The sequence below is a fragment of the Tsuneonella rigui genome, assembly GCF_003958625.1.
Lineage (GTDB): Bacteria > Pseudomonadota > Alphaproteobacteria > Sphingomonadales > Sphingomonadaceae > Tsuneonella > Tsuneonella rigui.
Genome location: NZ_RSEL01000005.1, coordinates 343,975 through 368,707, shown reverse-complemented (window position 1 = coordinate 368,707; position 24,733 = coordinate 343,975). Strand labels below are relative to the sequence as shown.

Annotated in this window: 28 protein-coding genes and 1 tRNA gene; 16 read left to right on the top strand and 13 right to left on the bottom strand. The window is 67.3% G+C overall.

From position 1 onward, the window contains the following. Positions 1-8 precede the first annotated feature (8 nt). Positions 9-749 carry a sulfite exporter TauE/SafE family protein gene (locus tag ELY12_RS02545; RefSeq protein WP_126175124.1) on the top strand — a complete coding sequence of 247 codons (741 nt, stop codon included), beginning with the start codon at positions 9-11 and terminating at the stop codon, positions 747-749. On the opposite strand, the gene ELY12_RS02540 is transcribed toward ELY12_RS02545, so the two are convergent. Next, a complete protein-coding gene (locus tag ELY12_RS02540; protein ID WP_126175123.1) occupies positions 746-985 on the bottom strand; it encodes a hypothetical protein in 240 nt (79 codons plus the stop codon). The two genes, ELY12_RS02545 and ELY12_RS02540, sit on opposite strands and share 4 nt — an antisense overlap. A 357-nt stretch (positions 986-1,342) precedes the next feature. Between ELY12_RS02540 and ELY12_RS02535 the strand changes: the two genes are divergently transcribed. Beyond that, complete coding sequence (locus tag ELY12_RS02535; protein WP_126175122.1) at positions 1,343-1,579, top strand: KTSC domain-containing protein; 237 nt, start codon at positions 1,343-1,345, stop codon at positions 1,577-1,579. Positions 1,580-1,810: 231 nt separating this feature from the next. Here ELY12_RS02535 and ELY12_RS02530 read toward each other — a convergent pair whose 3' ends face one another. The 4 genes from ELY12_RS02530 to ELY12_RS02515 form a co-directional block, all read right to left on the bottom strand. Continuing rightward, the gene (locus ELY12_RS02530) at positions 1,811-2,458 is read right to left on the bottom strand and encodes an LAPAL motif-containing putative phage structural protein (protein WP_126175121.1); all 648 of its coding nucleotides are present in this window, start codon (positions 2,456-2,458) and stop codon (positions 1,811-1,813) included. Continuing rightward, entirely contained in the window at positions 2,371-2,754 is a 384-nt protein-coding gene (locus ELY12_RS02525; protein WP_126175120.1) for an LAPAL motif-containing putative phage structural protein, read from the bottom strand. The genes ELY12_RS02530 and ELY12_RS02525 overlap by 88 nt, the downstream gene beginning before the upstream one ends. A 246-nt stretch (positions 2,755-3,000) precedes the next feature. Then, positions 3,001-3,075 (bottom strand) — tRNA-Asn (locus tag ELY12_RS02520). Positions 3,076-3,150: 75 nt separating this feature from the next. Further along, positions 3,151-3,939 carry an NAD kinase gene (locus tag ELY12_RS02515; RefSeq protein WP_241229690.1) on the bottom strand — a complete coding sequence of 263 codons (789 nt, stop codon included), beginning with the start codon at positions 3,937-3,939 and terminating at the stop codon, positions 3,151-3,153. 129 nt (positions 3,940-4,068) lie between these two features. On the opposite strand from ELY12_RS02515, the gene ELY12_RS02510 reads away from it, so the two are divergent. From ELY12_RS02510 to ELY12_RS14455, 6 genes are read left to right on the top strand one after another with little or no spacing between them, the layout of a single operon-like run. After that, positions 4,069-4,887 carry an EAL domain-containing protein gene (locus ELY12_RS02510; RefSeq protein WP_126175118.1) on the top strand — a complete coding sequence of 273 codons (819 nt, stop codon included), beginning with the start codon at positions 4,069-4,071 and terminating at the stop codon, positions 4,885-4,887. A gap of 34 nt (positions 4,888-4,921) precedes the next feature. Continuing rightward, positions 4,922-6,586: a DNA repair protein RecN gene (gene recN, locus ELY12_RS02505; RefSeq protein WP_126175117.1), complete on the top strand. Its 1,665-nt coding sequence runs from the start codon at positions 4,922-4,924 to the stop codon at positions 6,584-6,586. Positions 6,587-6,615: 29 nt separating this feature from the next. Further along, complete coding sequence (locus ELY12_RS02500; RefSeq protein WP_126175116.1) at positions 6,616-7,485, top strand: alpha/beta fold hydrolase; 870 nt, start codon at positions 6,616-6,618, stop codon at positions 7,483-7,485. After that, entirely contained in the window at positions 7,482-8,165 is a 684-nt protein-coding gene (locus ELY12_RS02495) for a GNAT family N-acetyltransferase (RefSeq protein WP_126175115.1), read from the top strand. Before ELY12_RS02500 ends, ELY12_RS02495 begins: the two co-directional genes overlap by 4 nt. Before the next feature lie 22 nt (positions 8,166-8,187). Next, a complete protein-coding gene (gene ligA, locus ELY12_RS02490) occupies positions 8,188-10,248 on the top strand; it encodes an NAD-dependent DNA ligase LigA (protein ID WP_126175114.1) in 2,061 nt (686 codons plus the stop codon). Positions 10,249-10,283: 35 nt separating this feature from the next. Continuing rightward, complete coding sequence (locus tag ELY12_RS14455; protein ID WP_241229689.1) at positions 10,284-10,499, top strand: hypothetical protein; 216 nt, start codon at positions 10,284-10,286, stop codon at positions 10,497-10,499. 270 nt (positions 10,500-10,769) lie between these two features. On the opposite strand, the gene ELY12_RS02480 is transcribed toward ELY12_RS14455, so the two are convergent. Genes ELY12_RS02480 through ELY12_RS02470 form a run of 3 tightly spaced genes read right to left on the bottom strand, consistent with a single transcriptional unit; the run spans position 10,770 to position 13,297 of the window. After that, positions 10,770-11,702, bottom strand: coding sequence for a 50S ribosomal protein L11 methyltransferase (locus ELY12_RS02480; protein ID WP_241229688.1), 933 nt, complete (start codon positions 11,700-11,702; stop codon positions 10,770-10,772). Further along, positions 11,695-12,600, bottom strand: a complete 906-nt coding sequence (bla, locus tag ELY12_RS02475) for a subclass B3 metallo-beta-lactamase (protein WP_126175113.1) — start codon at positions 12,598-12,600, stop codon at positions 11,695-11,697. The genes ELY12_RS02480 and bla overlap by 8 nt, the downstream gene beginning before the upstream one ends. Further along, entirely contained in the window at positions 12,590-13,297 is a 708-nt protein-coding gene (locus tag ELY12_RS02470) for an SDR family NAD(P)-dependent oxidoreductase (RefSeq protein ID WP_126175112.1), read from the bottom strand. The genes bla and ELY12_RS02470 overlap by 11 nt, the downstream gene beginning before the upstream one ends. Before the next feature lie 95 nt (positions 13,298-13,392). Here ELY12_RS02470 and sdhC point away from each other — a divergent pair, with 95 nt between their 5' ends. The 4 genes from sdhC to ELY12_RS02450 all read left to right on the top strand — a co-directional run bounded on the left by sdhC (position 13,393) and on the right by ELY12_RS02450 (position 16,865). Continuing rightward, entirely contained in the window at positions 13,393-13,773 is a 381-nt protein-coding gene (gene sdhC / locus ELY12_RS02465) for a succinate dehydrogenase, cytochrome b556 subunit (RefSeq protein ID WP_126175111.1), read from the top strand. Between the two features lie 13 nt (positions 13,774-13,786). Next, positions 13,787-14,173, top strand: a complete 387-nt coding sequence (gene sdhD, locus ELY12_RS02460; RefSeq protein WP_126175110.1) for a succinate dehydrogenase, hydrophobic membrane anchor protein — start codon at positions 13,787-13,789, stop codon at positions 14,171-14,173. Then, entirely contained in the window at positions 14,173-15,981 is a 1,809-nt protein-coding gene (gene sdhA, locus ELY12_RS02455; RefSeq protein WP_126175109.1) for a succinate dehydrogenase flavoprotein subunit, read from the top strand. Before sdhD ends, sdhA begins: the two co-directional genes overlap by 1 nt. Before the next feature lie 152 nt (positions 15,982-16,133). Then, the gene (locus tag ELY12_RS02450) at positions 16,134-16,865 is read left to right on the top strand and encodes a glycoside hydrolase (protein WP_241229687.1); all 732 of its coding nucleotides are present in this window, start codon (positions 16,134-16,136) and stop codon (positions 16,863-16,865) included. Here ELY12_RS02450 and ELY12_RS02445 read toward each other — a convergent pair. Beyond that, on the bottom strand, positions 16,862-17,413 hold the full coding sequence (locus tag ELY12_RS02445) for a hypothetical protein (protein WP_126175108.1): 552 nt from the start codon (positions 17,411-17,413) through the stop codon (positions 16,862-16,864). The two genes, ELY12_RS02450 and ELY12_RS02445, sit on opposite strands and share 4 nt — an antisense overlap. Positions 17,414-17,505: 92 nt before the next feature. Then, a complete protein-coding gene (locus tag ELY12_RS02440; protein WP_126175107.1) occupies positions 17,506-18,546 on the bottom strand; it encodes a winged helix-turn-helix domain-containing protein in 1,041 nt (346 codons plus the stop codon). A gap of 65 nt (positions 18,547-18,611) precedes the next feature. Between ELY12_RS02440 and ELY12_RS02435 the strand changes: the two genes are divergently transcribed. Continuing rightward, on the top strand, positions 18,612-19,052 hold the full coding sequence (locus tag ELY12_RS02435; protein ID WP_126175106.1) for a YidH family protein: 441 nt from the start codon (positions 18,612-18,614) through the stop codon (positions 19,050-19,052). Here ELY12_RS02435 and ELY12_RS02430 read toward each other — a convergent pair. Next, a complete protein-coding gene (locus tag ELY12_RS02430; RefSeq protein WP_126175105.1) occupies positions 19,049-20,197 on the bottom strand; it encodes an alpha-hydroxy acid oxidase in 1,149 nt (382 codons plus the stop codon). The genes ELY12_RS02435 and ELY12_RS02430 overlap by 4 nt on opposite strands. Before the next feature lie 103 nt (positions 20,198-20,300). Here ELY12_RS02430 and ELY12_RS02425 point away from each other — a divergent pair, with 103 nt between their 5' ends. Both ELY12_RS02425 and ELY12_RS02420 read left to right on the top strand, forming a co-directional pair. Then, positions 20,301-20,690 carry a BlaI/MecI/CopY family transcriptional regulator gene (locus ELY12_RS02425; protein WP_126175104.1) on the top strand — a complete coding sequence of 130 codons (390 nt, stop codon included), beginning with the start codon at positions 20,301-20,303 and terminating at the stop codon, positions 20,688-20,690. After that, positions 20,687-22,273 carry a M56 family metallopeptidase gene (locus tag ELY12_RS02420; protein ID WP_126175103.1) on the top strand — a complete coding sequence of 529 codons (1,587 nt, stop codon included), beginning with the start codon at positions 20,687-20,689 and terminating at the stop codon, positions 22,271-22,273. The genes ELY12_RS02425 and ELY12_RS02420 overlap by 4 nt, the downstream gene beginning before the upstream one ends. Before the next feature lie 72 nt (positions 22,274-22,345). On the opposite strand, the gene ELY12_RS02415 is transcribed toward ELY12_RS02420, so the two are convergent. After that, a complete protein-coding gene (locus tag ELY12_RS02415) occupies positions 22,346-22,972 on the bottom strand; it encodes a hypothetical protein (protein WP_206435750.1) in 627 nt (208 codons plus the stop codon). A 1-nt stretch (position 22,973) separates the two neighbouring features. Beyond that, a complete protein-coding gene (gene ypfJ, locus ELY12_RS02410) occupies positions 22,974-23,825 on the bottom strand; it encodes a KPN_02809 family neutral zinc metallopeptidase (RefSeq protein WP_126175102.1) in 852 nt (283 codons plus the stop codon). A gap of 118 nt (positions 23,826-23,943) precedes the next feature. Here ypfJ and ELY12_RS02405 point away from each other — a divergent pair, with 118 nt between their 5' ends. Next, entirely contained in the window at positions 23,944-24,699 is a 756-nt protein-coding gene (locus ELY12_RS02405) for a 3-hydroxybutyrate dehydrogenase (protein ID WP_206435749.1), read from the top strand. Positions 24,700-24,733: the final 34 nt, after the last annotated feature.

The following is a 24,733-nucleotide window of genomic DNA, read 5'->3' as shown; positions in this document are numbered from 1 at the left end:
CAGCGACGATGCCGTTGCTCGCCGCCGCCTTCGCGCTCACCGCGTTGCTCTATGCGTCGGTCGGTTTCGGCGGCGGGTCCACATACAGCGCGCTGCTGGCGCTCTCTGGCTTCGACTATCAGCTGCTGCCGGTACTCTCGCTCGCGTGCAATATCGTCGTGGTGGGCGGCAGCACAGTGCGCTTCGCGCGCGCCGGATTGACCCCATGGCGCGGCGCGGCGCTGCTCACCGCGATCGCGGCGCCGGCGGCGTTCCTGGGCGGACTGACCCCGATCAAGGAGGCTGCGTTCCTGACGCTGCTCGGCGTGAGCCTCGTCCTCACCGGATTGACCTTGCTGGTTCCGCAGGCACCGACGCCGGAAGGTACGCCGACCCGTGTCGCGCGCTGGATGCCGCTGGCGGCGGCGCCGATCGGCTATCTCGCGGGGCTGGTCGGCATCGGCGGAGGCATCTTCCTCGCCCCGCTACTGCACCTCACGCGCTGGAACAGCGCTCGCGCGGTCGCGGCGACAGCGGCGCTGTTCATTCTGGTCAATTCGCTGTTCGGGCTGGGCGGCCAGCTGATCAAGAACGGCCCCGAGCGGATGGGCGAGGCGATTTCGCTAGGTCTGCCGCTGGTGATCGCAGTGGCGATTGGCGGCCAGGTCGGCAGCCTGCTGGCGGTCCGCTTCCTGCCGCAGACCGCCATCCGCTGGCTGACTGCCGCGCTGACCATCTGGGTCGGCGGGCGCCTGCTGATCGGTGGCTAAGCGACCGGTCCTTCGCCCGCGTGCACAAGCTGCGCGCTGCCGCTGAGCGGGCCGCCTGCGAGATCGACACCCTGGTCGCCCTCGCTGCTGTCGGTGGAAGCGCTCGACGAAGTTGTACCCGAGCTTCCGCCCTGTGTGAGCCGGCGCAGGGTGCCGTCCACCTGCTCGCGGTTCTTGGTGTAATAGTTATACGCAGCGTAACCGAGCGCGCCGAGCGTGGCCAATCTGAGAAGCATATCGCGATCCTTTCCGTGAGCAGCCTTAACGACAGGCTCTGGCAAAGGGTCCAAGTCTGACCGATGTTAGCCAGGCAGCGGCGCGTGCGCCGGGGTCTCGTGGTGGATGACATCGCCCAATCTCCTCCGGTCTACCTGCTGGCCACAGGCCGGGCAGACGTGGAAATGAGAGCGCTCCGGCAGAGCCGGCGCCGTTACGCGAAGACGGTTGGCGCGCTCGCGCAAAAGAGGAGGGAGCGGGGCCATGGCGGACTCAACCGCCGCTCCTGATCAGCGTTCCGATTCGTCCTGGCGCGAATCCGATTCGGTTCGACGCTAGCGGTGGAACGCCGCGATTCGCTCGCGCGCTAAGTGGTCATGCCGGTTCAGGAAATGCGCGCTTCATCAGCGATCGAGCGAGTGGCGTACAACCCTGCCACGCGCGAGCTGAGCATCTGGTTCGCGGGACGCCGCCGTTACGTCTATTCGGACGTGCCGGCGGAGCTCTACCACGCGCTGTGCGACGCCGAGTCAGCCGGCAGCTTCGTCAATGCGCAAGTCAAAGGCCGCTTCGAATGCCGCTGCGATCCACCGCGACGGCGCTATCCCGACTAACGGGCAGGCGGCGATGAAATGATGGCTCCCCGAGTTGGATTCGAACCAACGACCAAGTGATTAACAGCAAGCAGAAGTGATCGAAGAAAGACATTAAAAAACAGGTATTTGAGAGAGTTAGGCTGTGTCAAAGCGGCATGGAGGGGCGTTGGGGGCCGTTCGCGCCCTAGGGAGAAGCCACAGTGGGAAGCCACGGCGAAATCGTCCCAGTCACCGGTGCCCACAACTGGATCAGAACAGCGGAATCTGTTTTGGCGGGGGCGCTACTCCGTGCACCTCCACGACCTTGTAGCTTGGCCTGCCGATCACCATCCCGTCGGGATCAAGCTCCACGGTTTCCACCATGGTGACGTCAAGGACGCTGTTTGGCGGCGCATAGATGTCGTTCTGCTGGAACGCAGCGACCCATTCGACGGCGCTATCGATCATCTCCGCACTGATAGCCCTGCCGTTCCACAGGAACGCCCATTGCGCGTTCCCTTCATATTGGGCCGATTTGATTCTCACTTGGCCACGGATGGTCGAGACGCTTTCTACCGGGATGTCACTGAGAGGCTGGTTGGGCAGATCGCCAATAGCTTTCGCCTCGGACTGAGAAATCTCCACAACCGGTCGATCATCCTCAAGGAACGATAGGCTCTCGTATCCTTTTCGCTCCAACGGCTTCATGACAGCCTTGGCCTTTTCGACCGCCCGTGGCTCTTGCGCCAAAGCTGCCACCTCGCGGCGAACGGTTATCGTGTTGCCGTTGCCGCTAATGATGACATTGCCATCTCCGACGTCCTTAATCTCTAGATGCCCGCCGCCCTTTTGTTTTTTGACAGAAATCTTAGCGTAGCGAACAGGCCCATCCCGCCACTGCTTAGGATGCCGACCCATTCGGCAATCTCCTTCGCCGTTTTGACATCCTCGATGCCTAGGAAGGTCTTGGCTTGATCGAAGAAGGTCTGGACCAAGCTAATGTCCAGCATGAAACATCGCTGATCGACATCAGCGTTGACCAAGACCTTGATGGACGCGTGCGACCCGTTGAACTTCTTATTCGCAATCTGAATCAGGTCAGCCAAAGAAAGCAGGGCAGGGGCCAGCTCCTGGATGTCCATTTCGTGGCCGTCCAAGGCAGGTCCGTCGTAGCGGATGGTCGATCGCACATGGGTAGCTGATTCATCGATCACTACTCTGCCCCCGATCCAAGACCACCGATGAAACGACTAGAAAACAAACGCTTGCGAGCTTCCCTGATGTTGAGAGGCCACAGTCGAGGCAAGCTGTCCAGTCGTGTGCGCTATATAGCTGAAATCACTTAGAAAATTGAAGCTCGCAGGCGACGACTAAGTGATCTTAGGGCATCAACAAGCCACAGTGAAGCCACAGTAGCCGAGAAAATTTCGGCATTTTTCTGGGCTAAGTGCTTGATTTTATGGCTCCCCGAGTTGGATTCGAACCAACGACCAAGTGATTAACAGTCACCTACTCTACCGCTGAGCTATCGGGGAGCAGCCGGATCGGCAGGAGCGCGCCTATATGGGCGGGTCTTTGCCTTGGCAAGTCCCCGAATTGGGCGAGGCGCCTTAAACCGCGAACTGTTCCGCGACGATCCGCTCGTCGAGTGCGTGACCGGGATCGAACAGCAGGGTCAGCTGGCTTTCGCGCGCGATCTCGAGGTGCACCTCGGCGACATCGCGGAATTCCTTCTGGTCGGCCACCACGGAGACCGGCCGCTTGCCGGGCTCGTTGACCTTGAAGGTGACCTGGCTCCGCTCGGGCAGCACCGCGCCCGACCAGCGGCGCGGACGGAAGGGGCTGATCGGGGTGAGCGCGAGCAGCTGCGAATCGAGCGGCAGAATCGGCCCGTTGGCGGACAGGTTGTACGCGGTCGAGCCGGCCGGCGTTGCCAGCAGCACGCCGTCGCACACCAGCTCCTTCAGCCGCGTGCGCCCGTTGAGGACGATCTCGATCTTCGCGGTCTGGCGGGTTTCGCGCAGCAACGACACCTCATTGATCGCGCAGGCCACATGGCGCGATCCGTCCTGCTGGATTGCCTCCATTCGCAAGGGCGCAATCTGGAACGCCTTGGCCTTGTTCAGCCGCTCCGCCACCTTTGCGGGGCTGCGGTAGCGGTTCATCAGGAAGCCGACCGTGCCGCAGTTCATCCCGTACGCCGGGATCACGCGTCCCTTGTCGAGCATACGGTGCAAGGTGTGCAGCATGAAGCCGTCGCCGCCGAGGACAATCACCGCCTGGGCCCGGTCGAGCGACACGAAATCGAAGTGCTGGCGCAGTTCGGCGGCCGCCTCGGTCGCGCGCTCTGTGCGCGAGGCCAGCAGGGCGAGCCGCTTCCCATCGATCTCCCCGGTCACGCGCTCGCCCTCTGCCGCGCCCCGCATTCACCAGGGCCATTCACCAAGGCTAAGACCCGCTGTCCCATTTGGCAACGCGCCCTTTGGCGGGCGCGCGGCGGGGCGTTCGCTGGGCTAGAGCACGGGCCGATGGCCACTCTCCCCGACTTCGCCGATTGCCGCCGCGACACGCGTTCCCGGCCAGACGATATCGAAGCGGACCTCGTTGCCGCGCTTGCTCGGGGTGAAATTGGAATCGTCCTCCAGCCCCAGTTCGACCTGGTGAGCGACGAACTGGTCGGCGCGGAAGCGCTCGCGCGGTGGAAGCACCCCCGCGTCGGCACGATCGGGGCAGACGCGCTCTTCACCGTCGCCGAGCGCGCGGGACAAGCGGCGCAGCTCTCGCGCCACATTGCAGTCTCGGCTCTCGCGGCGGCGCGGGTCTGGCCGAAGCACTTGCGCCTCTCGCTCAACGTAACTCCGGCTGAGTTGGCCGAACCGGGGTGCGTGATGGATCTGCTCGGCCTGTTGGCTGAGGCTGAGTTTGCAGCTGATCGCCTGACGCTCGAGATTACCGAGCAGGTCTTGATCGATGATCTGGACGGCAGCGCAGGGACATTGGCCGCGCTGAAGCGGGCCGGGATGAGCATTGCGCTCGACGACTTCGGCGCGGGCTTCTGCAACTTCCGCTACCTCAAAGTACTGCCACTCGACACGCTCAAGCTGGATCGTTCGATGATCGTCGGGATCGAGCACGACGACCGCGATCTCGCGGTGCTGCGCGCGATCGTCGCGCTTGCTCGGGCACTCGACATGAGCGTGGTGGCCGAGGGCATCGAGACCGAAGGGCAGCGCCTAGTCGCGTCGCGCGAGGGTTGCGCAACCTATCAAGGGTTTCTGCGCGCTGTCCCGCTCAGCCCCGCGGCATTTCTCGCACTGGCCGGGGAGGATACGCGCCTGCCCGCGTGACGCGCGGAAACGCATCAGCTAGAGGTCGGGGCGCATGCTGACGCGCCTCACCATCCGCAACATCGTGCTGATCGAGGCGCTCGACCTGGATTTCCGCGGCGGCCTGGGCGTGCTGACCGGCGAGACGGGGGCGGGCAAGTCGATCCTGCTCGACGCGCTCGGGCTGGTGCTGGGCAATCGCGCCGAAAGCGGCCTCGTGCGCGCGGGCGAGGACAAGGCCAGCGTCTCCGCGACCTTCGAATTCGCCGCGCTGCCGGCAGCCATCGCCGAGACGCTGAGCGACGCCGATATCGAACTGGAGGCGGGCGAACCGCTGATCCTGCGCCGCACGCTCAAGGCCGACGGCGGCAGCAAGGCGTTCGTCAACGACCAGCCGGTCGGCGTAGCGCTGCTGCGCGAAATCGCGCCCTCGCTGGTCGAATTGCACGGACAGCATGACGATCGGGGCCTGGTCAATCCGCGCGGGCACCGGGCGCTGCTCGACCGGTTTGCCGGCGTGGAGCGCGCGAACATGGCGAGCGTTTGGAATGCCTGGCGGGCGGCGGAGGACCGGCTCGCCGTCGCGCGCGAGCGCGTCGAGACCGCGCAGGCCGATCAGGACTTGCTGCTGGCGTACCTTGCCGAGCTGGCCGCGATCGAACCGCAGGCGGGTGAGGAGGCGCGCCTGGCTGAAACTCGCGCCTCGATGCAGAAGGGCGAACGTCTGTCGGGCGATCTCGAGATACTGCGCCAATTGTGGGAGGGTTCGGACTCGCCGCTCGCTAGCTTGCGAGTAGCGGCGCGGCGGCTCGACCGGATCGCTGGCGAGCACCCGCTGCTGGCCGAGGCGTTGTCCGCGCTCGACCGGGCGGTGATCGAAGCAGGCGAGGCGGAGGACAAGCTCTCCGCCGCCGCCGACGCGCTGGTGCACGACCCCCTGGCGCTCGAACGCGCCGAGACCCGACTATTCGATTTGCGTGCGATCGCCCGCAAGCACCGGTGCGAGGTCGATGAGCTGGCCGACAAGATGCGCGAGTTCCGCGGTCAGCTTGACGCGATCGAGGGCGGCGAGGCGGAGCTAGACGCGCTGGCCATTGCCGCGAAGGTAGCGGGCGATGCCTACCGCGAGCGGGCGCGCGCGCTTCATTCGGTGCGGGTTGCTGCGGCCGAGCGGCTGGACGCGGCGGTGGCGGGCGAATTGGCGCCGCTCAAGCTCGATGCGGCGCGGTTCCGCACATCTGTGGTCGAGCTGCCCGAGGAGCGTTGGGGCCCGGACGGGATGGACGCGGTCGAGTTCCTCATCGCAACCAACCCCGGTGCCGATTTCGCGCCGCTCAACAAGATCGCCAGCGGCGGCGAACTCAGCCGCTTCATCCTCGCGCTCAAGGTCGCGCTGGCGGAAAAGGGCGGCGCGGCGACGATGATCTTCGACGAGATCGACCGCGGCGTCGGCGGCGCCGTAGCAAGCGCGATCGGCGAGCGGCTGTCGCGCCTCGCCGAGGGCGGGCAGGTGCTGGTCGTCACCCACAGTCCGCAAGTCGCCGCCCGCGGACGCACGCACTACGTGATCCACAAGAGCAGTGAGGGCACGGTCACACGCACCTCGGTCACGCTGCTCGATGCGGCAGCGCGGCAAGAGGAGATCGCGCGCATGCTCTCCGGCGCGGAGGTGACGCCCGAGGCCCGCGCCCAGGCCGATCGGTTGCTGGAGGGAGTGTGAGTGCGCTTTCCCGGCTCGCGTTGGCTGCAATGGCCGCAATGCTGGCGGGGTGCGCCGTGAACCCGGCAGACCCACCTGCTGCCGCGGCTCCGCTCGGAATGTATGGAACCGATGCGCATCTGGCCCCGTCGAAACCCGATCGCACGCTGCGCTATGCCAATCATCCCCGCGGGTTTGCCGATTTGCGAGTGCCGGCGGGGAAGGGCCCGTTTCCGCTCGCGGTGATCTTCCACGGTGGTTGCTGGAAGACCGGCATCGCCGATCGCAACTACATGGCGCCGCTCGCCACGCGGTGGCAGCACCTGGATATAGCGACGCTCAACGTCGATTACCGCGAGGTGGGTGACGGCGGCGGTTGGCCCGGTAGTTTCGCCGATTGGGCTGCGGTCGAGGACCTCCTGCGCGATCTGGTCGATGATCGGCGAATCGACATGACGCGGCTGACCTTCGTCGGCCACTCGGCGGGCGCCTTGCCCGCGCAGTGGCTGGCGGCGAGCCAGGGACCGGACGGCCCGGTCGCCGCGCGGGTGGGGGCGTTTCGCGCCAACGCGATCGTGTTCGATGGCCCCGCCGACCTCGCGCGCGATCAGGCGCCGTTCGATGCCTTGTGCGAGTTCTCCTCGGTCGCGCCGTTCATGGGCGGGACCGTTGCCGAGGTGCCTGACCGCTACGCGGCAATCTCGCCGCTTGGGCATCCCGCGCAGTTGCGCCGCCTCGAATTTGTTCAGGCGAGGCTGCCATCCCCGGACGCCGACGCGCTGGCGGCCTTGCGGGCGGCCGGGGTGCAGGTCGGCGTCACGCTCAAGCCCGACGCGTCGCACTTCGACGTGATCACGCCGGGCGCCGAGGCCTATCAGGCGGTCGAGCCGCAATTGCTGGCGATCCTGCGGCAACAATGAGCGATTTGCTCGATCGGCCGGTCTGGCATGCATTGACCGGGCGGCAGGCGCACCTCGCCGTGGCGCAGGGCGCGGCGGTGCGGATCGATCCCGGCTACGGCGTGTTCGCCGCCCTGCGCGAACCGAGCGCAGAGTGCTGGGACGCGCTTGCCGCAACTCTCGAGGGGCCCGACGACGCGGTAGGCTTGGTCGAGACCGACCTTCCGCAACCATCTGCCGCTTTCCAGGTCCTGCGCGAGGCGGAACTCGTGCAGATGGTGTGGTATGGCGGCGAGGTGCCCTTTGAGCACGATCCGCGCATTGCACTACTGGGCCAGGCCGACGCGGCCGAGATGGCCGAGCTCGCGCACGCCACCGAGCCGGGCCCGTGGAGCACGCGCACGCACGAGTACGGCGCGTTCTACGGTATCCGTGTGGACGGCCGGCTCGCCGCGATGGCGGGCGAGCGGCTGCTGCTGCCAGGGCTTGCCGAGGTGTCGGGTGTGTGCACCTGGCCGGAGTTTCGCGGCCAAGGCATGGCTGCGGCGCTGGTGCGCAAGGTGATGCACGGGTTCCAGAAACGCGGCGATCGGCCGTTCCTGCATTGCTACGGCGACAACATCGGCGCGATCCGGCTCTATGAGAAGATGGGGTTCCGCCTCCGTCGCCGGCTCTCGCTTTTGGTGCTGGCGCTGGCCTGAGTGCGCGCTAGGAACGCGGGCGATGGAGGACATGACCGAAGCCCAGGCCGCCAACGAACTGATGCGGCTCGCGAAGGCAATCGCGCACCACAACCGGCTCTACCACGCGGAAGATGCACCCGAGATCAGCGACGCCGAATACGACGCGCTGGTGCGGCGCAATGCCGATCTGGAAGCGGCGTTTCCGCACCTGATCCGGCCGGACTCGCCATCGCGCGATGTGGGGCACGAAGTCGCCGCGTCGCCGCTCAGCAAGGTGCGGCACGAGGTTCGCATGATGAGCCTCGACAACGCCTTCTCCGACGAGGAAGTGGCCGACTTCGTCGCGCGGGTCCGACGCTTCCTCAACCTTGCCGCGGACGCCCCGCTTGCCTTCACGGCTGAGGACAAGATCGACGGGCTGTCATGCTCACTGCGCTACGAGCAGGGCCGCCTGGTGCGCGCCGCCACGCGTGGCGACGGGGAGGTCGGTGAGGACGTGACCGCGAACGTCGCGCACATCCCCGATATCCCGCAAATGCTGCGCGGCGAAGTGCCGGACGTGTTCGAAGTGCGCGGCGAAGTCTACATGGCGAAACAGGACTTTACCGCGCTCAATGCTGCGCAGCAGGAAGCGGGCGGGCGGCTGTTTGCGACCCCGCGAAATGCTGCGGCCGGTTCGCTGCGGCAAAAGGACGCGAACGTCACCGCGCAGCGCAAGCTGCGGTTCTGGGCGCACGGCTGGGGCGCGGCGTCGGAGGTGCCCGAGGGCAGCCAATTCGCCATGCTCAAGCGCATGGAATCGTGGGGTTTGCCGGTCAGCGCGGACTTGATCCTGTGCCAATCGATCGAGGACATGCTGCAGCACTATCGCAGCATCGGCGAGCGGCGCGCGGGCCTGCCGTATGACATCGACGGCGTGGTCTACAAAGTCGACGACCTCGCGCTACAGGCGCGCCTGGGCGCAATCGGCAAGGCGCCGCGCTGGGCTCTGGCGCACAAGTTTCCCGCCGAACGCGCGGAGACCGTGCTCGAGAAGATCGACATCCAGGTTGGCCGCACTGGCAAGCTAACCCCGGTCGGCCGCCTGCAGCCGGTGTTGGTGGGCGGGGTGACAGTGGTCAACGTCACGCTCCACAATCGCGACGAGATTGCGCGGCTCGGCCTGCGCGAGGGCGACCGCATCGTCATCCAGCGCGCGGGCGATGTGATCCCGCAGGTGGTCGACAACCTCACGCGCGAAGAACCGCGCGCGCCCTACGCGTTTCCCGACCACTGCCCGGTCTGCGGCAGCGAAGCGGTCGCCGAGGAGGGCGAGGTCGATGTCCGCTGCACCGGAGGCCTCGTCTGCCGCGCGCAGCAGTTCGAGCGGCTGCGTCACTTCGTCAGCCGCGCCGCGCTCGACATTGAAGGGCTGGGCGAGAAGACCATCGCCGAGTTCATCGAGCTCGGCTGGCTGAACCGCGGCCCGCCCGATATCTTCCGCTTCAAGCACCATCGCGACGAACTGATCGGCCGCGAGGGCTGGCAGGAAAGGTCAGTCTCGGCGCTGCTCGCCGCAATCGAGGCCAAGCGCGCGCCCGATGCTGCCAGGCTGCTGTTCGGCCTCGGCATTCGTCACGTGGGCGCGGTCACCGCGCGCGACCTGATGAAGCGCTTTCACGAATTGCCCGCGCTGCGTGCCGCAGCCGAGGCGGCGCACGCAGGCGATGCGGAAGCGTCCAGCGAACTCACCTCGATTGAGGGCGTGGGCCCGGTCGTGGTCGAGGCGCTCGGCGACTTTTTCCACGAGGAGCACAATCGCGCGGTGTGGGACGACCTGCTGCGCGAGGTGTCGCCGCCGCGCTACGAGGTCGAAACCACCGCGAGCGCGGTCAGCGGCAAGACGGTGGTGTTCACCGGCAAGCTCGAAACCATGAGCCGCGACGAGGCCAAGGCGCAGGCCGAGCGGCTCGGGGCCAAGGCAGCGGGCTCGGTCAGCGCCAAGACCGACCTGATCGTCGCCGGGCCCGGCGCGGGCAGCAAGCTCAAGAAGGCCGCCGAGCTCGGCATCGAGGTGATCGACGAGGCGGGCTGGGCGGAGATCGTCGCCAAGGCAGGCTAGCGGAACCGGGCGATCGGCTCTGCGGTTCTGGCTCCATGGCGCGCAAGCTCAAGGTGTTTCGCACGGCGGCGGGGTTTCACGATGCCTATGTCGCCGCGCCGAGCCGCAAGGCGGCGTTGGCGGCGTGGGGGACCGATGCGAACCTGTTCGCACGCGGAGCGGCCGAGGAGGTCACCGACGAGACGCTGATGGCCGAGCCGCTCAAGCGGCCGGGCGAAGTGATCATGAAATCGCGCGGGGCTGGCGGATAATCTGAAGGCGCTCGGCCCGCGCAAGAAGAAGGCGAAGGCGACAGCGGATGAACCCGAGCCAAAACCGCGCAAGCGGTCGAAACCGCCTTCGCGCGACCGGCTCGACAAGGCCGAGGCTGCACTCGAGGAAGCAACCAAACGCCACACCGCCGCCCTGAAGAAGCTCGAAGCCGAGCGCGATGCGATCGACCGCAAGATCAAGGCGCTGCAAACCCGCCAGGATAAGGAGGCGAGCAAGCTGGAGCGGCGCGAGCGTGAGGCGCGCGAGGCTTATCGCGATGCGCTGGCGCGGTGGAGCGGCTGACGCGTTCGCTTGCGCAGCCACAGGATCGACCAGTCGCCGTTGACCATGCGCGCGGCGAGTCGGAAGCCGGCGCGCACATAAGCGGCGCGAACCGCGCGCTCCTGCGTTTCGAGCAAGCCGGCGAGGAGCACGCTGCCGCCGGGCACGACCGCGCTGCTGAAGTCTGCCGCCAGTTCCTCCAGCGGTCCCGCGAGGATGTTGGCGATGAGCAGGTCGTAGGGCCCACGCGCACGCAACAGCGGATCGGCCATTCCGTCGGCGACAACCATCGTCAGTTCGCCGCGCTGTGCGCCCAATGTGACGTTGTTGGTCGCTGCGTTGGCTTCGACGACTCCGGTGCAGACGGGATCGATGTCGCTGGCGGTCGCGAGGGCGCGTGGCCACAGCGCGAGCGCGGCGAACGCGAGCAAACCGGTGCCGGTGCCGATGTCGACGAGATTGCGCACCGCGATGCCGCGGCGCTTCATCGCCGCCAGCATCGCGAGGCAGCCCGCGGTGGTCGCGTGGTGTCCGGTGCCGAACGCCTGGCTCGCGGGAATGACGAAATCGATCGTCCCCAGCACTGGCGGGAAGTCCGGCGTGCGGACATAGAACGGCCCGGCGACGATGGGTTCGAGCCCGCTCTGGCTGACCGTCACCCAGTCTTCATCGGGGAGCTTGGTCACCGTGAAATTGGGTGAAGACCCGGCGAACAGCGCGGCAACTCGCTTGCGATCAGCCGCCGTTGGCTTCTTCGGAAGATAGACCTCGACGAACCAGTCTTCGGGCCGGTCGTCGGCGATCTCCATGCCGGTCAGGACCCAGTCGTAGGGCCAGTCCACTGCCTCCTCGTGCGCCAGGAGCGCAGCTTGCGCGACGCTGCGCGGAACCTCGGTCCGGATGGTCCAGCAATCAGCCACCGGCGGCTTCGTCCGCCAGCCGCTTGTCGAGACGTCCGGCCGCCACCGCAGCGTAGGCGCGGCAGCCACTCTGGTCGATCAGCGGCTTGTCGCCGAGCAGCCGCGCGCGCATCGCCGCAGCGACGGGATGAGGCGCGAGCACGATATCGCATGGCGCGGCGGCGACCTTGGCGATCCCGGCGCGCATCCCCGCGACAAGGTCGGGGTGATCGGCGAAGCGATAGCCGTCCGAGCTGATCGGATTGAGGCTGTCGGCATAGACGAAGTTCACGCAGGTCGGCTCGCCGCAATCGCGCCAGCTCCAGCTCATCGCACCGGGGGTGTGCCCGGGAGTGCGCATGGGGTGGAAGGTGGTGTCGCCGATCAACTGGTCGTGCACGCCATCCAGCTCGATGATCTTGCCGAGCACCGGCGGAAATGACGGGTGGCCGGAGTTCGACTGCGGATCGTCGTGCCCGGGCAATCCGGTGCGAAGGACTATCGCCGCCTCGGCGGTGGTCAGGATCGGCGCGCCGGTCGCGGCCTGCAGCTTCGCCATCCCGCCGACGTGGTCGAAGTGCTCGTGCGTCATCAGCAGCATCTTCACGTCGCGCGGGTCGAACCCGAGCGCCTTGATGTTGGCGAGGACGATGTCGGCGCCCTTGTCGGTTCCGCTATCGATCAGCGCATGCCCGTCGGGGCTCACGACCAGAATCGAGGAGATGCCGCAGGTGCCCACGTAATAGGTATTGCCGTGGATGCGGAGCGGCGCGCCGGGCTTGTCCCACTCGTCGTTGTCCTCGCACGCGGCGGCCCAGGCGCGCTGGGCGGGGGCGGGATCGGCCAAGGCAACGGGCTTGGGCGTGGCACAGGCGGACAGCAGGCCCAGCAGGGCGAGCGCGGCAATTCTAGCGGACATAGCTGGCTCCGTTGGCGTCGAGCGTTGCGCCCGTCATGCTGGGCGGCGCGTCGAGCGCGCAGAATACGATCATCGTCGCGATCTCGTCGGGCGTGGCCACGCGGCCGAGCGGGATGTCCGCCAGCAAACCGGCACCGCCCCGGCTGGCAAGGTAGTCGCCCGCCATGTCGGTATCGGTAAAGCCCGGCGCGATCGCGTAGCTCAAGATGCCCTCGGCCGCGTATTGCCGTGCGATCGTCTTGTGCAGCGCCAACATCCCGCCTTTGGCCGCGGCGTAATGCCAATGGGCCGGCGAATCGCCGCGATGACCGGCGCGGCTGGCGACGTGCACGATCCGGCCGCCGGTGCCGCGCTCTTGCCAGTGCCGCGCCGCGAACCGGCTGAGCTGCGCCGCGGCGGTGAGGTTGATGCGCAGCGTGTCCTCCCAGCCATCGAGCCAGGCGATGTCCGAGCTTTCGAGCGGATTGGCGGCAAACAGGCCCGCGTTGTTCACCAGCACATCAATCGTGCCGCCCGCTTCCTCCAGCGCACCTTCCCACAGCAGTTGCGGCGACTGCGGATCGGTGAAGTCAGCCGCAAGGAGATCGCCGGCAGCGCGGGTCGCTTGGCCGATTACCCGGCACCCGCGCGTTTCGAGCGCGGCCTTGGCGGCAGCGCCGATTCCGCGCGATGCGCCGGTCAGGAGTATGGTCGTCATCCGTCCCCTTTCCTGCATCAGGCGTTGCGTGTCGAGCGCTTGCGCCTCGGGGCCAAGGCGTTAAGGGGAAGGCGCAATTCAACCGGGACCCGTTCATGGCCAATCGCCCGCTCTCGCCGCACCTGCAGATCTGGAGTTGGGGGCCGCATATGGCGGTCTCGATCCTCCATCGCATCACTGGCGACGGGATGGCGCTGGTCGGCCTGCCGATCCTGGTGTGGTGGCTGGCAGCGCTTGCGGGTGGTCCGGAGACCTACGCGACGTTCCAGACTGTGGCCGGCTCGCTGATCGGCCGGGTCGTGTTGATCGGCCTGTCGTGGGCCTATTTCAGCCATCTCGCGAGCGGCATCCGCCACTTCGTGCTCGATGCCGGGGCGGGGTACGAGCTCGGCACCAACAAGACCTGGTCGGTGCTCGCGCCCGTGATCGGGATCGTTCTCACCGTGGCCTTCTGGGCCGTGATCCTGACGCGCTGAGGGGACGAAGACGATGGGTGACGGTACCGAACTCGGCCGGGTCCGCGGACTGGGCTCCGCGCGCCACGGCGCGCATCACTGGATGCTTCAGCGCTTCACCGCGGTGGGCAACATTCTCGGCGGGCTGTTCCTCGCGTTCAGTTTCGCGCTGCAGCCGACGCACGATTTCGCCGCGATGAAGGATTGGGTGGCGAGCCCGGTGCCCGCGCTGGTGCTGGCGTTGTGGCTGCCCAACGTGTTCTGGCACGCGCGGCACGGCCTGCAGATCCTGGTCGACGACTATGTCCACGACGCGGGCAATCATCTCGCGCTCACCATCGTGCTCAACATCCTGGCGATCGCCGGCGCCGGACTCGGCGTGCTGAGCGTCCTCCGCCTCGCCCTTGCAGGAGCCGCCTGATGGCGACCGAAGCTTACAAGATTATCGACCACACCTATGACGTTGTCGTCGTCGGTGCCGGCGGCTCGGGCCTCCGCGCGACGATGGGCGCGGCCGAGGCGGGCCTGCGCACGGCGAACATCACCAAGGTGTTCCCGACCCGCAGCCACACAGTCGCGGCGCAGGGCGGCATCGCCGCGAGCCTGGGCAACAATTCGCCCGACCACTGGCAGTGGCACATGTACGATACCGTCAAGGGATCGGACTGGCTCGGCGACCAGGACGCGATCGAGTACATGGTGCGCGAGGCGCCCGCCGCGGTGTACGAGCTCGAGCACGCGGGCGTACCGTTCAGCCGCAACGACAACGGGACGATCTACCAGCGCCCGTTTGGCGGCCACATGCAGAACATGGGCGAAGGCCCACCGGTCCAGCGCACCGCCGCCGCCGCGGACCGCACCGGCCACGCCATGCTCCATGCGCTCTACCAGCAGAGCCTGAAGTACGACGCGGACTTTTTTATCGAATACTTCGCGATCGACCTGATCATGAAGGATGGCGCCTGCGTCGGCGTGGTCGCGCTGTGCATGGACGATGGCTCGATCCATCGCTTTCGCGCGAAATCGGTCGTGCTCGCGACCGGCGGTTACGGCCGGTGCTACTTCACCGCCACCAGCGCGCATACCTGCACTGGTGACGGCGGCGGCATGGTCCTGCGCGCCGGGCTGCCGCTGCAGGACATGGAGTTCGTCCAGTTTCACCCGACCGGCATCTACGGCGCCGGCGTGCTGATCACCGAGGGCGCGCGGGGCGAGGGCGGGTACCTCACCAACTCTGAGGGTGAGCGCTTCATGGAGCGCTATGCGCCAAGCGCGAAGGACCTCGCTTCACGCGACGTGGTCAGCCGCTCGATGGCGTTGGAGATCCGCGAAGGGCGCGGCGTGGGCCCGAACAAGGACCACATCTACCTTCACCTCGACCACATCGATCCCAAGATCCTTGCCGAGCGGCTCCCGGGCATTACCGAGAGCGGCAAGATCTTCGCCGGGGTCGACCTGACCCGCCAGCCGCTGCCCGTGGTGCCGACGGTGCACTATAACATGGGCGGCATCCCGACGAACTATCACGGCGAGGTCGTCACCATCGGTGCCGATGGCAACCCTGAGACCGTGGTCCCTGGACTGTTCGCGGTCGGCGAGGCCGCGTGCGTCTCGGTCCACGGCGCGAACCGCTTGGGCTCCAACTCGCTGATCGATCTCGTGGTGTTCGGACGCGCGACCGGGCACCGGCTCAAGCAGCTGATCACTCCTGGCACCGCGCACGACGAGCTGCCCAAGGACAGTGCTGAGCTGGCGCTCACCCGCCTCGACCACTTCCGCAACGCCAAGGGCAGCCAGCCGACCGCCGCGATCCGCAAGGCGATGCAGCAGTCGATGAGCAAGCACGCCGCGGTCTTCCGCACCGAAGAGCTGATGAAGGAAGGCGTCGACCAGATCGGCCAGATCTACCGCTCGATGCAGGACATCTCGGTCGCCGACCGTTCGCTGATCTGGAACAGTGACCTCGTCGAAACGCTCGAGCTCGACAACCTGATCGCGCAGGCGAGCGTGACCATCGCCGGGGCGCACAACCGCCAGGAAAGCCGCGGCGCGCACGCCAACGAGGACTTCCCCGAGCGCGATGACGCCAACTGGATGAAGCACACCGTCACCTGGTTCGACGGCTGGGGCGGCCAAGGCGGCGCGGTGCGCCTCGATTACCGCCCGGTCCACGAATACACGCTCACCGACGACGTCGAGTACATCAAACCGAAGAAGCGCGTGTACTGACGGGCAGCGCAATGGCGCCGCCACTTCGGGCCGCTTTCCTTGTCATGCTAGCGTCCGCGATTGCTGGCTGCGCGAGTGTGCGGCCGAGCGGCATAACGCCGGAGCTCGACCCGTTTTACGCGCAGCGACGCGAGGCATCGGGCATTCCGGTGGTGAGTTCCGCGAAGGTGCCGCCGAACGCTTTGGAACGGGCCGCCGGTCTTATCCGCCAGATGCTTGTCCACCGGCCCGATCTCGCGCGCTGGCTGGCCACCAATGGCTACCGCGTCGCCATCATGGCCGAGAGCGAGGCGACCACCGACCTCCCTGAGCAGGCGCATTGGACGCGGCCCGACCGCTCGGACCCGCGCCTCACGCGTTGCGAGCGCAAGCACTACGACGAGCGGATCGGTGCGATGACCGATCGGGAGTACTGGAACGCGCGGGCGCGGGGGATGGCGGGGCCGCTCACCAGCGGCGCCGCGGAGGACGTGCTCGGACTGCGCTCGAGCCGGTATTATGGCGAGACCATCCTGGTGCATGAATTCAGCCACGATGTGCTCACGGCAATCCGCGCGGTTGATGCGCGCCTCTCGCGCGAGATCGATGCGGCCTACGCGAGCGCGCTTAAGTCTGGCCGCTGGAAGGATGAGTACGCCTCGACCAGCGTCGACGAATACTGGGCCGAGGGCACCCAGTTCTGGTTCAACTCGAACAAGCTCGCCGCGTTCAACGGCCGGCGCATCCTCAACCATGAGGATCTCGCCGACTACGATCCGGCGCTCTACGCGGCGCTCGGCAAGGCATATGGCGATACGCACCACCTCGCCGGCGACCCCTTTTGGATGTCGCCGGCGCGGGTTCCTCCGGGGCCAATCCCGGAGAATACCGCGGAGGTCTGCTAGGCTGCTTCGCTCTGCCGCGCGGCGAGTGCGAACAGGCGCGAGGACAGGACCCACAGCGCCGTGAAGAACAGGTCGATGATCGCCGTCATGTGGCCGTCGATCATGTGCAGGGCGAAGAAGAACACCTGCAGACCGGCCATCACGGCCATACCGCGTGAGAGCATCCGGGTGTTGCCGACCGCCGCGGCGGCGATGCACAGCGCGGTGAGCACGACGGCGATGTAAGTCCAGTTGGCGGGGTTGTTCTCACTGCCGATAATGCCGACCGCGAGCGTGATCCACAGTTGGAGGAAGCCGCTGGCAACCGCGATCACCACCGCGGCGCGGTAGGAGATATTACGGCTGGCGCGCGCGGCGAGCTCGAACAGCCCGCCGACGATGGCGAACACGATGCCCGCAAAGATAAAGTCGCTGGCGGTCCACAGCACGCCCTCGACCCCCGCCTGCATGGCGATGGCCGGCAAGGCGAGCAGGGCGGCGGCGAGCGACCAACCGGCGATCCGCAAATTGCGGGTCGAGCGATCGCTCATCTGGTGGGTCTGGGACATGACGAACTCCGTGATTGCAATGGAGCGTCGCTTGTCGTCTCGCCCGTCGTGAGCGTCATGAGCGGCGGGTGAGGACTTGCTGAAAGCGTTCCTCAGGCGCGCGGCACGCGGCGGGCGACGGTGATCGCGAGCACCACGCCGCCGGCGAACAGTGCGCACTCGAGCGCGGTGGCGATCGCAAGCGCCCAAGGACCGAACCCGTGCGCTCCCAGCATCGGCCCCATGCCGAGGCGCGAGTTGGGGAAGCGCTCCGCAAGTTGCGCGAGGCTTCCCGCCATCAATCGTCCGCCCGCAGCCGCCATCGCCAGCCCGGCAAGACCGCCGCAGAACGCGCCCGCGCCGACTTGCAGCCATGGCCGCGAGCCCGCCGCGCCCTGCGCAAGCACATGCCCACAGCCGACGGCTAGGCCGACCAGCAGCCCTTCACCCGCGCCGGTGATCGCGCCGGGCGCCTGGCCGAACAGCAGTTCGAACAAGTCGTTGCCGACCATCCGCCCGATCGCCCCGACGACCAGTCCTCCAAGCGCAGCGCCCACGATTGGCCGCCAGGCACCTCGCCCGCTCGCTTCCATCGCGGTCAGCCCGAGCCCGACCGCAGCTCCTGCAACGAGGCCGAGCAGCAGGTTGATGCTCACCAGCACCATCAACGTCGAAGCCGTTCCCATCGCCGGCGTGACCAGCCCGGCAGTCAGGTAGAGTAGCCCGGCGACGATGCCGGCCAGGCCTCCGCCCAGCGCCGCGGCGGTGACATCGCGCGCGATCGGCGCGAAGGCGATCGATGACGGACGTGCTGCAACGCCGGATTCTGCAACTGCAGCTCCGCTCACCGGTGCAATGAATCGGTACCCATGCCTCGGCACCGTCTCGATATAGCGGGGCGCAGCGGCGTCATCGTCGAGCGCGCGGCGGAGCGAGCGAATGCACTGGGTCAGCGCCTCGTCGGTCACCGGGATGCCGCGCCACACTTCGTCCATGAAGCGATCCTTTGTCACCAGTCGCCCGCTCTCGGCGGCGAGCAGCGTGAGCGCGTCGAAGTAGCGGCCCGACACCTCGATCGGCTCGCCGTCGCGCAGCAGCCGCCGGTCACTCGCGTCGAGCACGAACGGTCCAAAGGCGAGGGCAGCTTCGCGCATCGACCGCTCGATTAGGACAAAATCGCGCTCCTGCCACCATTTGCGCCTGTCGGCGTTGTGGATGCATGGCGACCACCACCGAGCATCGCGCGGCCAAAGCGCAGGAGAAGTTGGCCGACAGCGCCGAAACGCTGGTCGACAGCGCGGAAACACAGGAAGACAGCGCCACCCGGCGCACCAAGCTCGCCGCCGACCGGACGCTGCTCGCGGCCGAGCGGACCTACGCCGCGTGGATGCGCACCGGTCTCGCCAGCCTGGCGGCGGGTATCGGCGCGCAGGCGCTGCTCGACAAATTGGTGCCCGGGTGGATGGTGCTCGCGACCTCGATCGTGTTGATCGCCTTCGCGGAGTTCTGCTTCGTCGCGGGCATCTGGCGCGAGCTGACCGGCAAGGCGCTGCGGCCCGATCCCGATACCGCCAAGCTGCCGGCGTGGCTGTTGGTGGTGTTCAACGGCTTCCTGCTGGTGCTCGGCGCGGCCGTGCTTGTCGGGATCGTCAGCCGCTAGCGCTGGCGCAGCATCGTGCGGTCGAGTTGATCGACTGACGTGACGCCCATCAACCGCATCCCGCGTTCGATCTCGGCTTTCAGCAGGCCGATCGCGCGCTCGACCCCCGGCTGTCCCGCCGCTGCGAGCGCATAGAGGTACAGTCGACCTCCGCTCGCCGCGGTCGCGCCTTGTGCCAGCGCCTTCAGCACGTGCGTGCCGCGCCGCACGCCGCCGTCGCAGATCACTTCGATCTCGCCTCCGATCGCATCGACGATCTCGGCGAGCTGGTCGAAGGGCGCACGGCTGCCGTCGAGTTGGCGCCCACCGTGGTTGGAGACCATGATCGCATCCGCCCCGATCTGCACCGCGCGACGCGCGTCGGCGACGCTCATGACGCCTTTGAGGCAGAAGGTACCGCCCCAATCCTGCCGAATGCGCGCCGCGGCGTCCCAGTCCATCGCCGGGTCGAGCATGGTGTTGACGTATTCCGCGATCGACACCGCCTTGCCGGTCCCTTCGCTGACGTGGCTGTCGAGATTGGCCAGCCGGAGTTTCTCGCGAAACACGTAGTCGAGCGCCCAGCGCGGGCGCGTGGCGTAGGACCAGAGCGAGCTCGGGGTGAAGCGGGGCGGGGTGGTGAAGCCCGATCGCAGGCAGCGTTCCCGGTTGCCCGCAACGATCGTGTCAACGGTCAGGGCGATCGCGTCGAAGCCGGCGGCCTTACATCGCTCGATCAGCGAGGTGTTGAGGCCGCGATCCTTGTGGACGTAAAGCTGAAAGAGCTTCGGAGTGGAGACGAGGGCGGCGATATCTTCGATGCTGACCGTCGCCAGGCTGGAGACGCCGAACCATAGGCCGAACTTCTCGGCCGCCCGCGCGACCGCGCGTTCGCCCTGCCAATGGAACGCGCGCTGCAGGCCGGTCGGGCTGAGCACGAGCGGCAGCGCGCTGCGCCGGCCCATGATGGTGCACGAGGTGTCGATCTCGGCCACGCCGCCGAGCACATTGGGCACCAGGTCGACATCGTCGAACGCAGCGGTGTTGCGCGCCTTGGTCAGTTCATCGTCCGCCGCGCCGTCGATGTAATCGAACACCGGCCACGGCAGCGTGGCGCGTGCCAGACGGCGGAAATCCTCGATATTGTGGCAATCGGACAAACGCATGACTGGGGTCTACCAACCGCACACTGCCTTGCAATCATTCATCCACGCTTCATGTTTACAAACGTAGTCGAAAGGTGTTCAAAGGTCCTGGGGAGGATACCCGATGAGCGACGAAAACGACCTCAAGTCAGAGCGCATCAGCGAAGCCGAGCACGCCGTGATGGAGGCGCTGTGGGAGCAGAGTCCGCTGTCCGCTGCCGAAGTGTGCGACCGCGTCTGCAAGGAGCGCGACTGGTCGATGCCGACGGTCAAGACCCTGCTTGGGCGCCTGGTCGCCAAGGGCGCCGTGGAGACCGAGCCCGACGGCCGCCGCTTCCTCTATTCGCCGCTGATCGAACGCGCCGCTTATGTCGGCAGTGAATCGAAGCGCCTCGTCGAACGGCTGTTCGGCGGCCGCGCGGCCCCGCTGATCGCGCACCTTGCGGAGAACGAGACGCTCACCGACCAGGATCTCGCCGAGATCGAAGCGCTCCTGAAGGAGCTGCGGCGATGAGCTGGCTGTTTGACACGCTCGTGTGGACCGGCGCTCTGATCGCGCTGGTGCTCGTCGCCCGGCGACCGGTTGCGCGGCACCTCGGCCCCAAGGCCGCGTATGCCCTGTGGGTGCTACCGTTGCTGCGTCTGATCTTGCCGCCGATCGTCCTGCCGGCGTGGCTCGCGCCGAGCGTGGATGCCACCGCGACGGCCGATGCGGCAATCCTCGTCCTGCCGGTTGATGAGGTGGCGACCCCAGCCGCGGCAGCGGCGCCCTCGTTGGATTGGCTCGCACTGCTGGTGGCAATCTGGGCCGCCGGCGCGGTGGTCTACATCGTCTTGCGCCTCGTTTCCTACGCTTGCCTCCGGCGCGATCTGTTGGCCGATGCCTACCCGGTCGGTGTGCACGGCAAAGTCCGCTTGCTCGAGACGCCTGCCACCGCATCGCCGCTCGCGTTCGGGGTGTTCGACAAAGTCGTTGCGCTCCCGCCCGGCTTCATGGCCTGGACCGACCGGCGGGCGCGTGATCTCGCTCTCTCGCACGAGCTGGCGCATCACCGCGCGCACGACCTCGCGTTCAACTTCGTCGCGCTGCCGCTGTTCGCGCTGCACTGGTTCAATCCGCTCTCGTTGTTCGGCTGGCGCGCGATGCGCCGCGACCAGGAGGCCGCTTGCGACGCCCGCGTGGTCGAGCACTGCGACCGGGTCGAGCGCGCGGCCTACGCCCAGCTCATCGCCTCCGCCGTTGCCGGCCCGCGCGGCGCCCTGGCGGCACCGATGGCCTGCCCCGTGCTGGGCGACAAATCGATCGTTCACCGTTTGAGGAACCTGACCATGACCACTCCTTCCATTCGTCGCCGGCGCGCCGGTGCGCTGCTGGTCGGCGCCAGCGTGCTGCTGGTGCCGCTGACCGCCTCGATCAGCTATGCGCAGGACGACAGCATCGAGGCGCCGCTGCCCCCGACGCCGCCCGCGCCGCCGCCCGCTCCGATGGCTCCGCCGGAAGCGCCGCTCGCGCCCGTGGAGCCGGTCGATGTGATCGCGCCCGGTGCGGAGGATCACACCTACGTGTTCCACGACGATGGCGACGGCGCGCACCGCGAGCGGCGGGTGGTGGTCGTCCGCACCGACAAGGACGGGAAGCACCACGGCAAGCTCGCCCGCGGCCAGCGCTACCGCGTGGTGACGGCCGACGGCGAGTTCGACGAGAAGGCCTTCGAGAAGCAGATGAAGGAACTCCATGAGCGGCTCGGTCAAGTCGACGCCGACATGGCCAAGCGGGTGGTGGTCATCGACCGCGAGCGCCTCGCTCCGCTCGCACGGGAGTCGGCGCTCGCCGGTGAGCATGCCCGGCTCGCCATCGCCCGCGCCCCGCGCGTGGTGATGAACTGCGACGGCGCGGAGGATGTCAGCGAGACGACCTCGCCCGACGGCAAGCGGGTGATCAAGATCTGCCGCCAGCGCATCAACGGCCACGCCCTCAGCGGCATCCGCGCCGCCCGCGATCAGGTCGCGCGCAGCAACGAGATGAGCGAGAGCGTCAGGAAGGAAGTGCTGGAATCGCTCGACCGCGAGATCGCGCGGATCGAAGCGGAGAAATAGCCACCGGGTAACTTGTCCCCAACACGCCCCGGACGGCGGCGGGGGCGGCGCTAGCCGTCCCCGTTCGCGTATCTAGCGGCGGCGGGGGACCGGCTGCACGACTTCGCCTTCGACGAAGGTTACCGTTTGCAGCTCCTGTTTGCCGCCCTTGTCGCCCTTGCGCGGCTTCGCGGCGGGCGGCGGGGAGGGGATGACCGCGACCCGGGTGAACGCAGGACGCGCCGGATAGGCGCAGCCTTTCTGCTGCCCAAGGCCCTTCAAGAACCCGCGCCGCACCGCGCCCGCGTAGATCGCCGATTGCAGCGCGCGCTCTTGCCCGGCAGCGCCGGTAATTTCGCGCAGGATGCCCCGGAAGGGGATGAACGAGGCGACCACGCTCTTCGCCATCCGCCCGGTGCTCAGCCGGTCGGTCTCGCCAGTCGCGACATCCATGTCCGGACCGAGCGCGGCATCGAGATCTGCGATCGCCGCCTGGATCGCCGGGCATCCGTTAAGGCCGTCGCTCGAATAGGGATCGGTCGCGGCGGTGATCAGGACCGCGGGGATTTCGTCCTTCGACAGGTTGAGATCGTTGAGCGGGGTCATCGCCACGTCCTGCGCGTCGGGCTCGCGCCCGGCGACGGGCTGGTCCTGGTTGCGCGCGGCTGCGGGGCTCGCGACGAGCGCGATCGTCACGGCGACGAGCGATGCGCGCAGCATGTCAGCGGACCTGGACATAGCGATCGCACACCGCGTCATTGGCGCTCTCCATGCCGGCCCGCAGCGCTTCCATCCGCTGGGCGCTGGTGCCGTGGGTGAAGTTCTCCGAGCTCACCCGGCCGCCGGTCAGCCGGTCGTCGCCGATCGCGCTGGCGGCGGTCATGCCCTCCTCGAAATCGCCCGGCTCGATCAAATTGCGGTTCTTGCCCGCCCACACGCCGGCGTAGCAATCGGCTTGGAGCTCCATGCGCACTTGCAGCTGGTTCGCGCTGCGGGGATCCTGGCTCTGCGCACTCCGGACCGCATCGGCGACGCCAGTAAGAGTCTGGATGTGATGCCCGTATTCGTGCGCGACGACGTAATAGCGTGCAAAGTCGCCGCGCGCGCCGAGCTGCCGGTCGAGCTGGTCGTAGAAGCTCGTGTCGATGTAGATCTTCTGGTCGGCCGGGCAGTAAAACGGGCCCGCCGCACTCGACGCCGCGCCGCAGCCCGAATTTACGCCGCCCGAATAGAACTTCAGCGTGGGCTGAGCGAACTGGATACCAGCTCGCTGGAACTCAGGTGCCCAGGTTTCATCGAGCGATTGCAAGGTGTTGCAGGCTTCGGTCGCGTAGGCGTTTGCGGTGCAGAGCTCCTCAACCGATTGCTGCGAGCCATTACCCTGGACTTGGGTCGGCGCACCGCTTTGCATCCCCCCTAGCATCGACGAGGGATCGACGCCGAACACCAGCGCCGCGATCAATGCAATCACGACCGAGCCGCAGCCCACGCCGCCACCCATCCCGCCGGGGAAGCCGCCGCCCCCGCCGCCTTCAACTCGAATGCGTGACGGATCGAACCTGTTGAGCCGCATTGCGCTCCCCCATTATCTTTTTGCCGACCCTGCGCGGCGTAATCACTGGACAGCCGCCACGCGCTTGGCAAGGAGCAGGCCAACGGCTGTTCGCCGATCAATTCCTGGAAGGGTGCAAATGTTCCTGAACGGCAAGCGCGCGCTGGTCACCGGCTCCACCTCGGGCATCGGGCTCGCGATCGCCCGTGCGCTCAGGGCTGAAGGCGCCGAAGTGGTGCTCAACGGCTTCGGTGATGCGGACGAGATCGCCAAGCTGCGTGAGGAGCTCGGCGCCGCGCACGTCAACGCCGATCTCACCACCCGCGAGGGCTGCGAGGCGTTGATGGCGGAGGCCGGACCGGTCGATATCCTGGTCAACAATGCCGGCATGCAGCACGTCTCCCCGGTCGAGGAGTTTCCGGTCGACAAGTGGGACCTGATCGTCGCGCTTAACCTGACCGCGGCGTTCCACACCACCCGCCTCGCGGTGCCGCACATGAAGGCGCAAGGCTGGGGGCGGATCATCAACACCGCGAGCGCCCACTCCAAGGTCGCCTCGCCGTTCAAGTCCGCCTACAACGCCGCCAAGCACGGGCTCGACGGGCTGACCAAGACGGTTGCGCTGGAAGTCGCTCCCTATGGTGTGACCGCCAACTGCATCAGCCCCGGCTACGTGTGGACCTCGCTGGTCGAGAACCAGATCCCCGACACGATGGAAGCGCGCGGGCTGACTCGCGACCAGGTGATCAACGATGTGTTGCTGGTGAAGCAGGCGACCAAGAAGTTCGTCCAGCCGGCCGAGATCGGCGCGATCGCGGTGTTCCTGTGCCGCGACGAGGCGCAGAACGTCACCGGCGCCAACTGGAGCGTCGACGGCGGCTGGACGACCGAGTAGCTTGCCGCAGCAGGGACTTCTCCGGGGACATCCG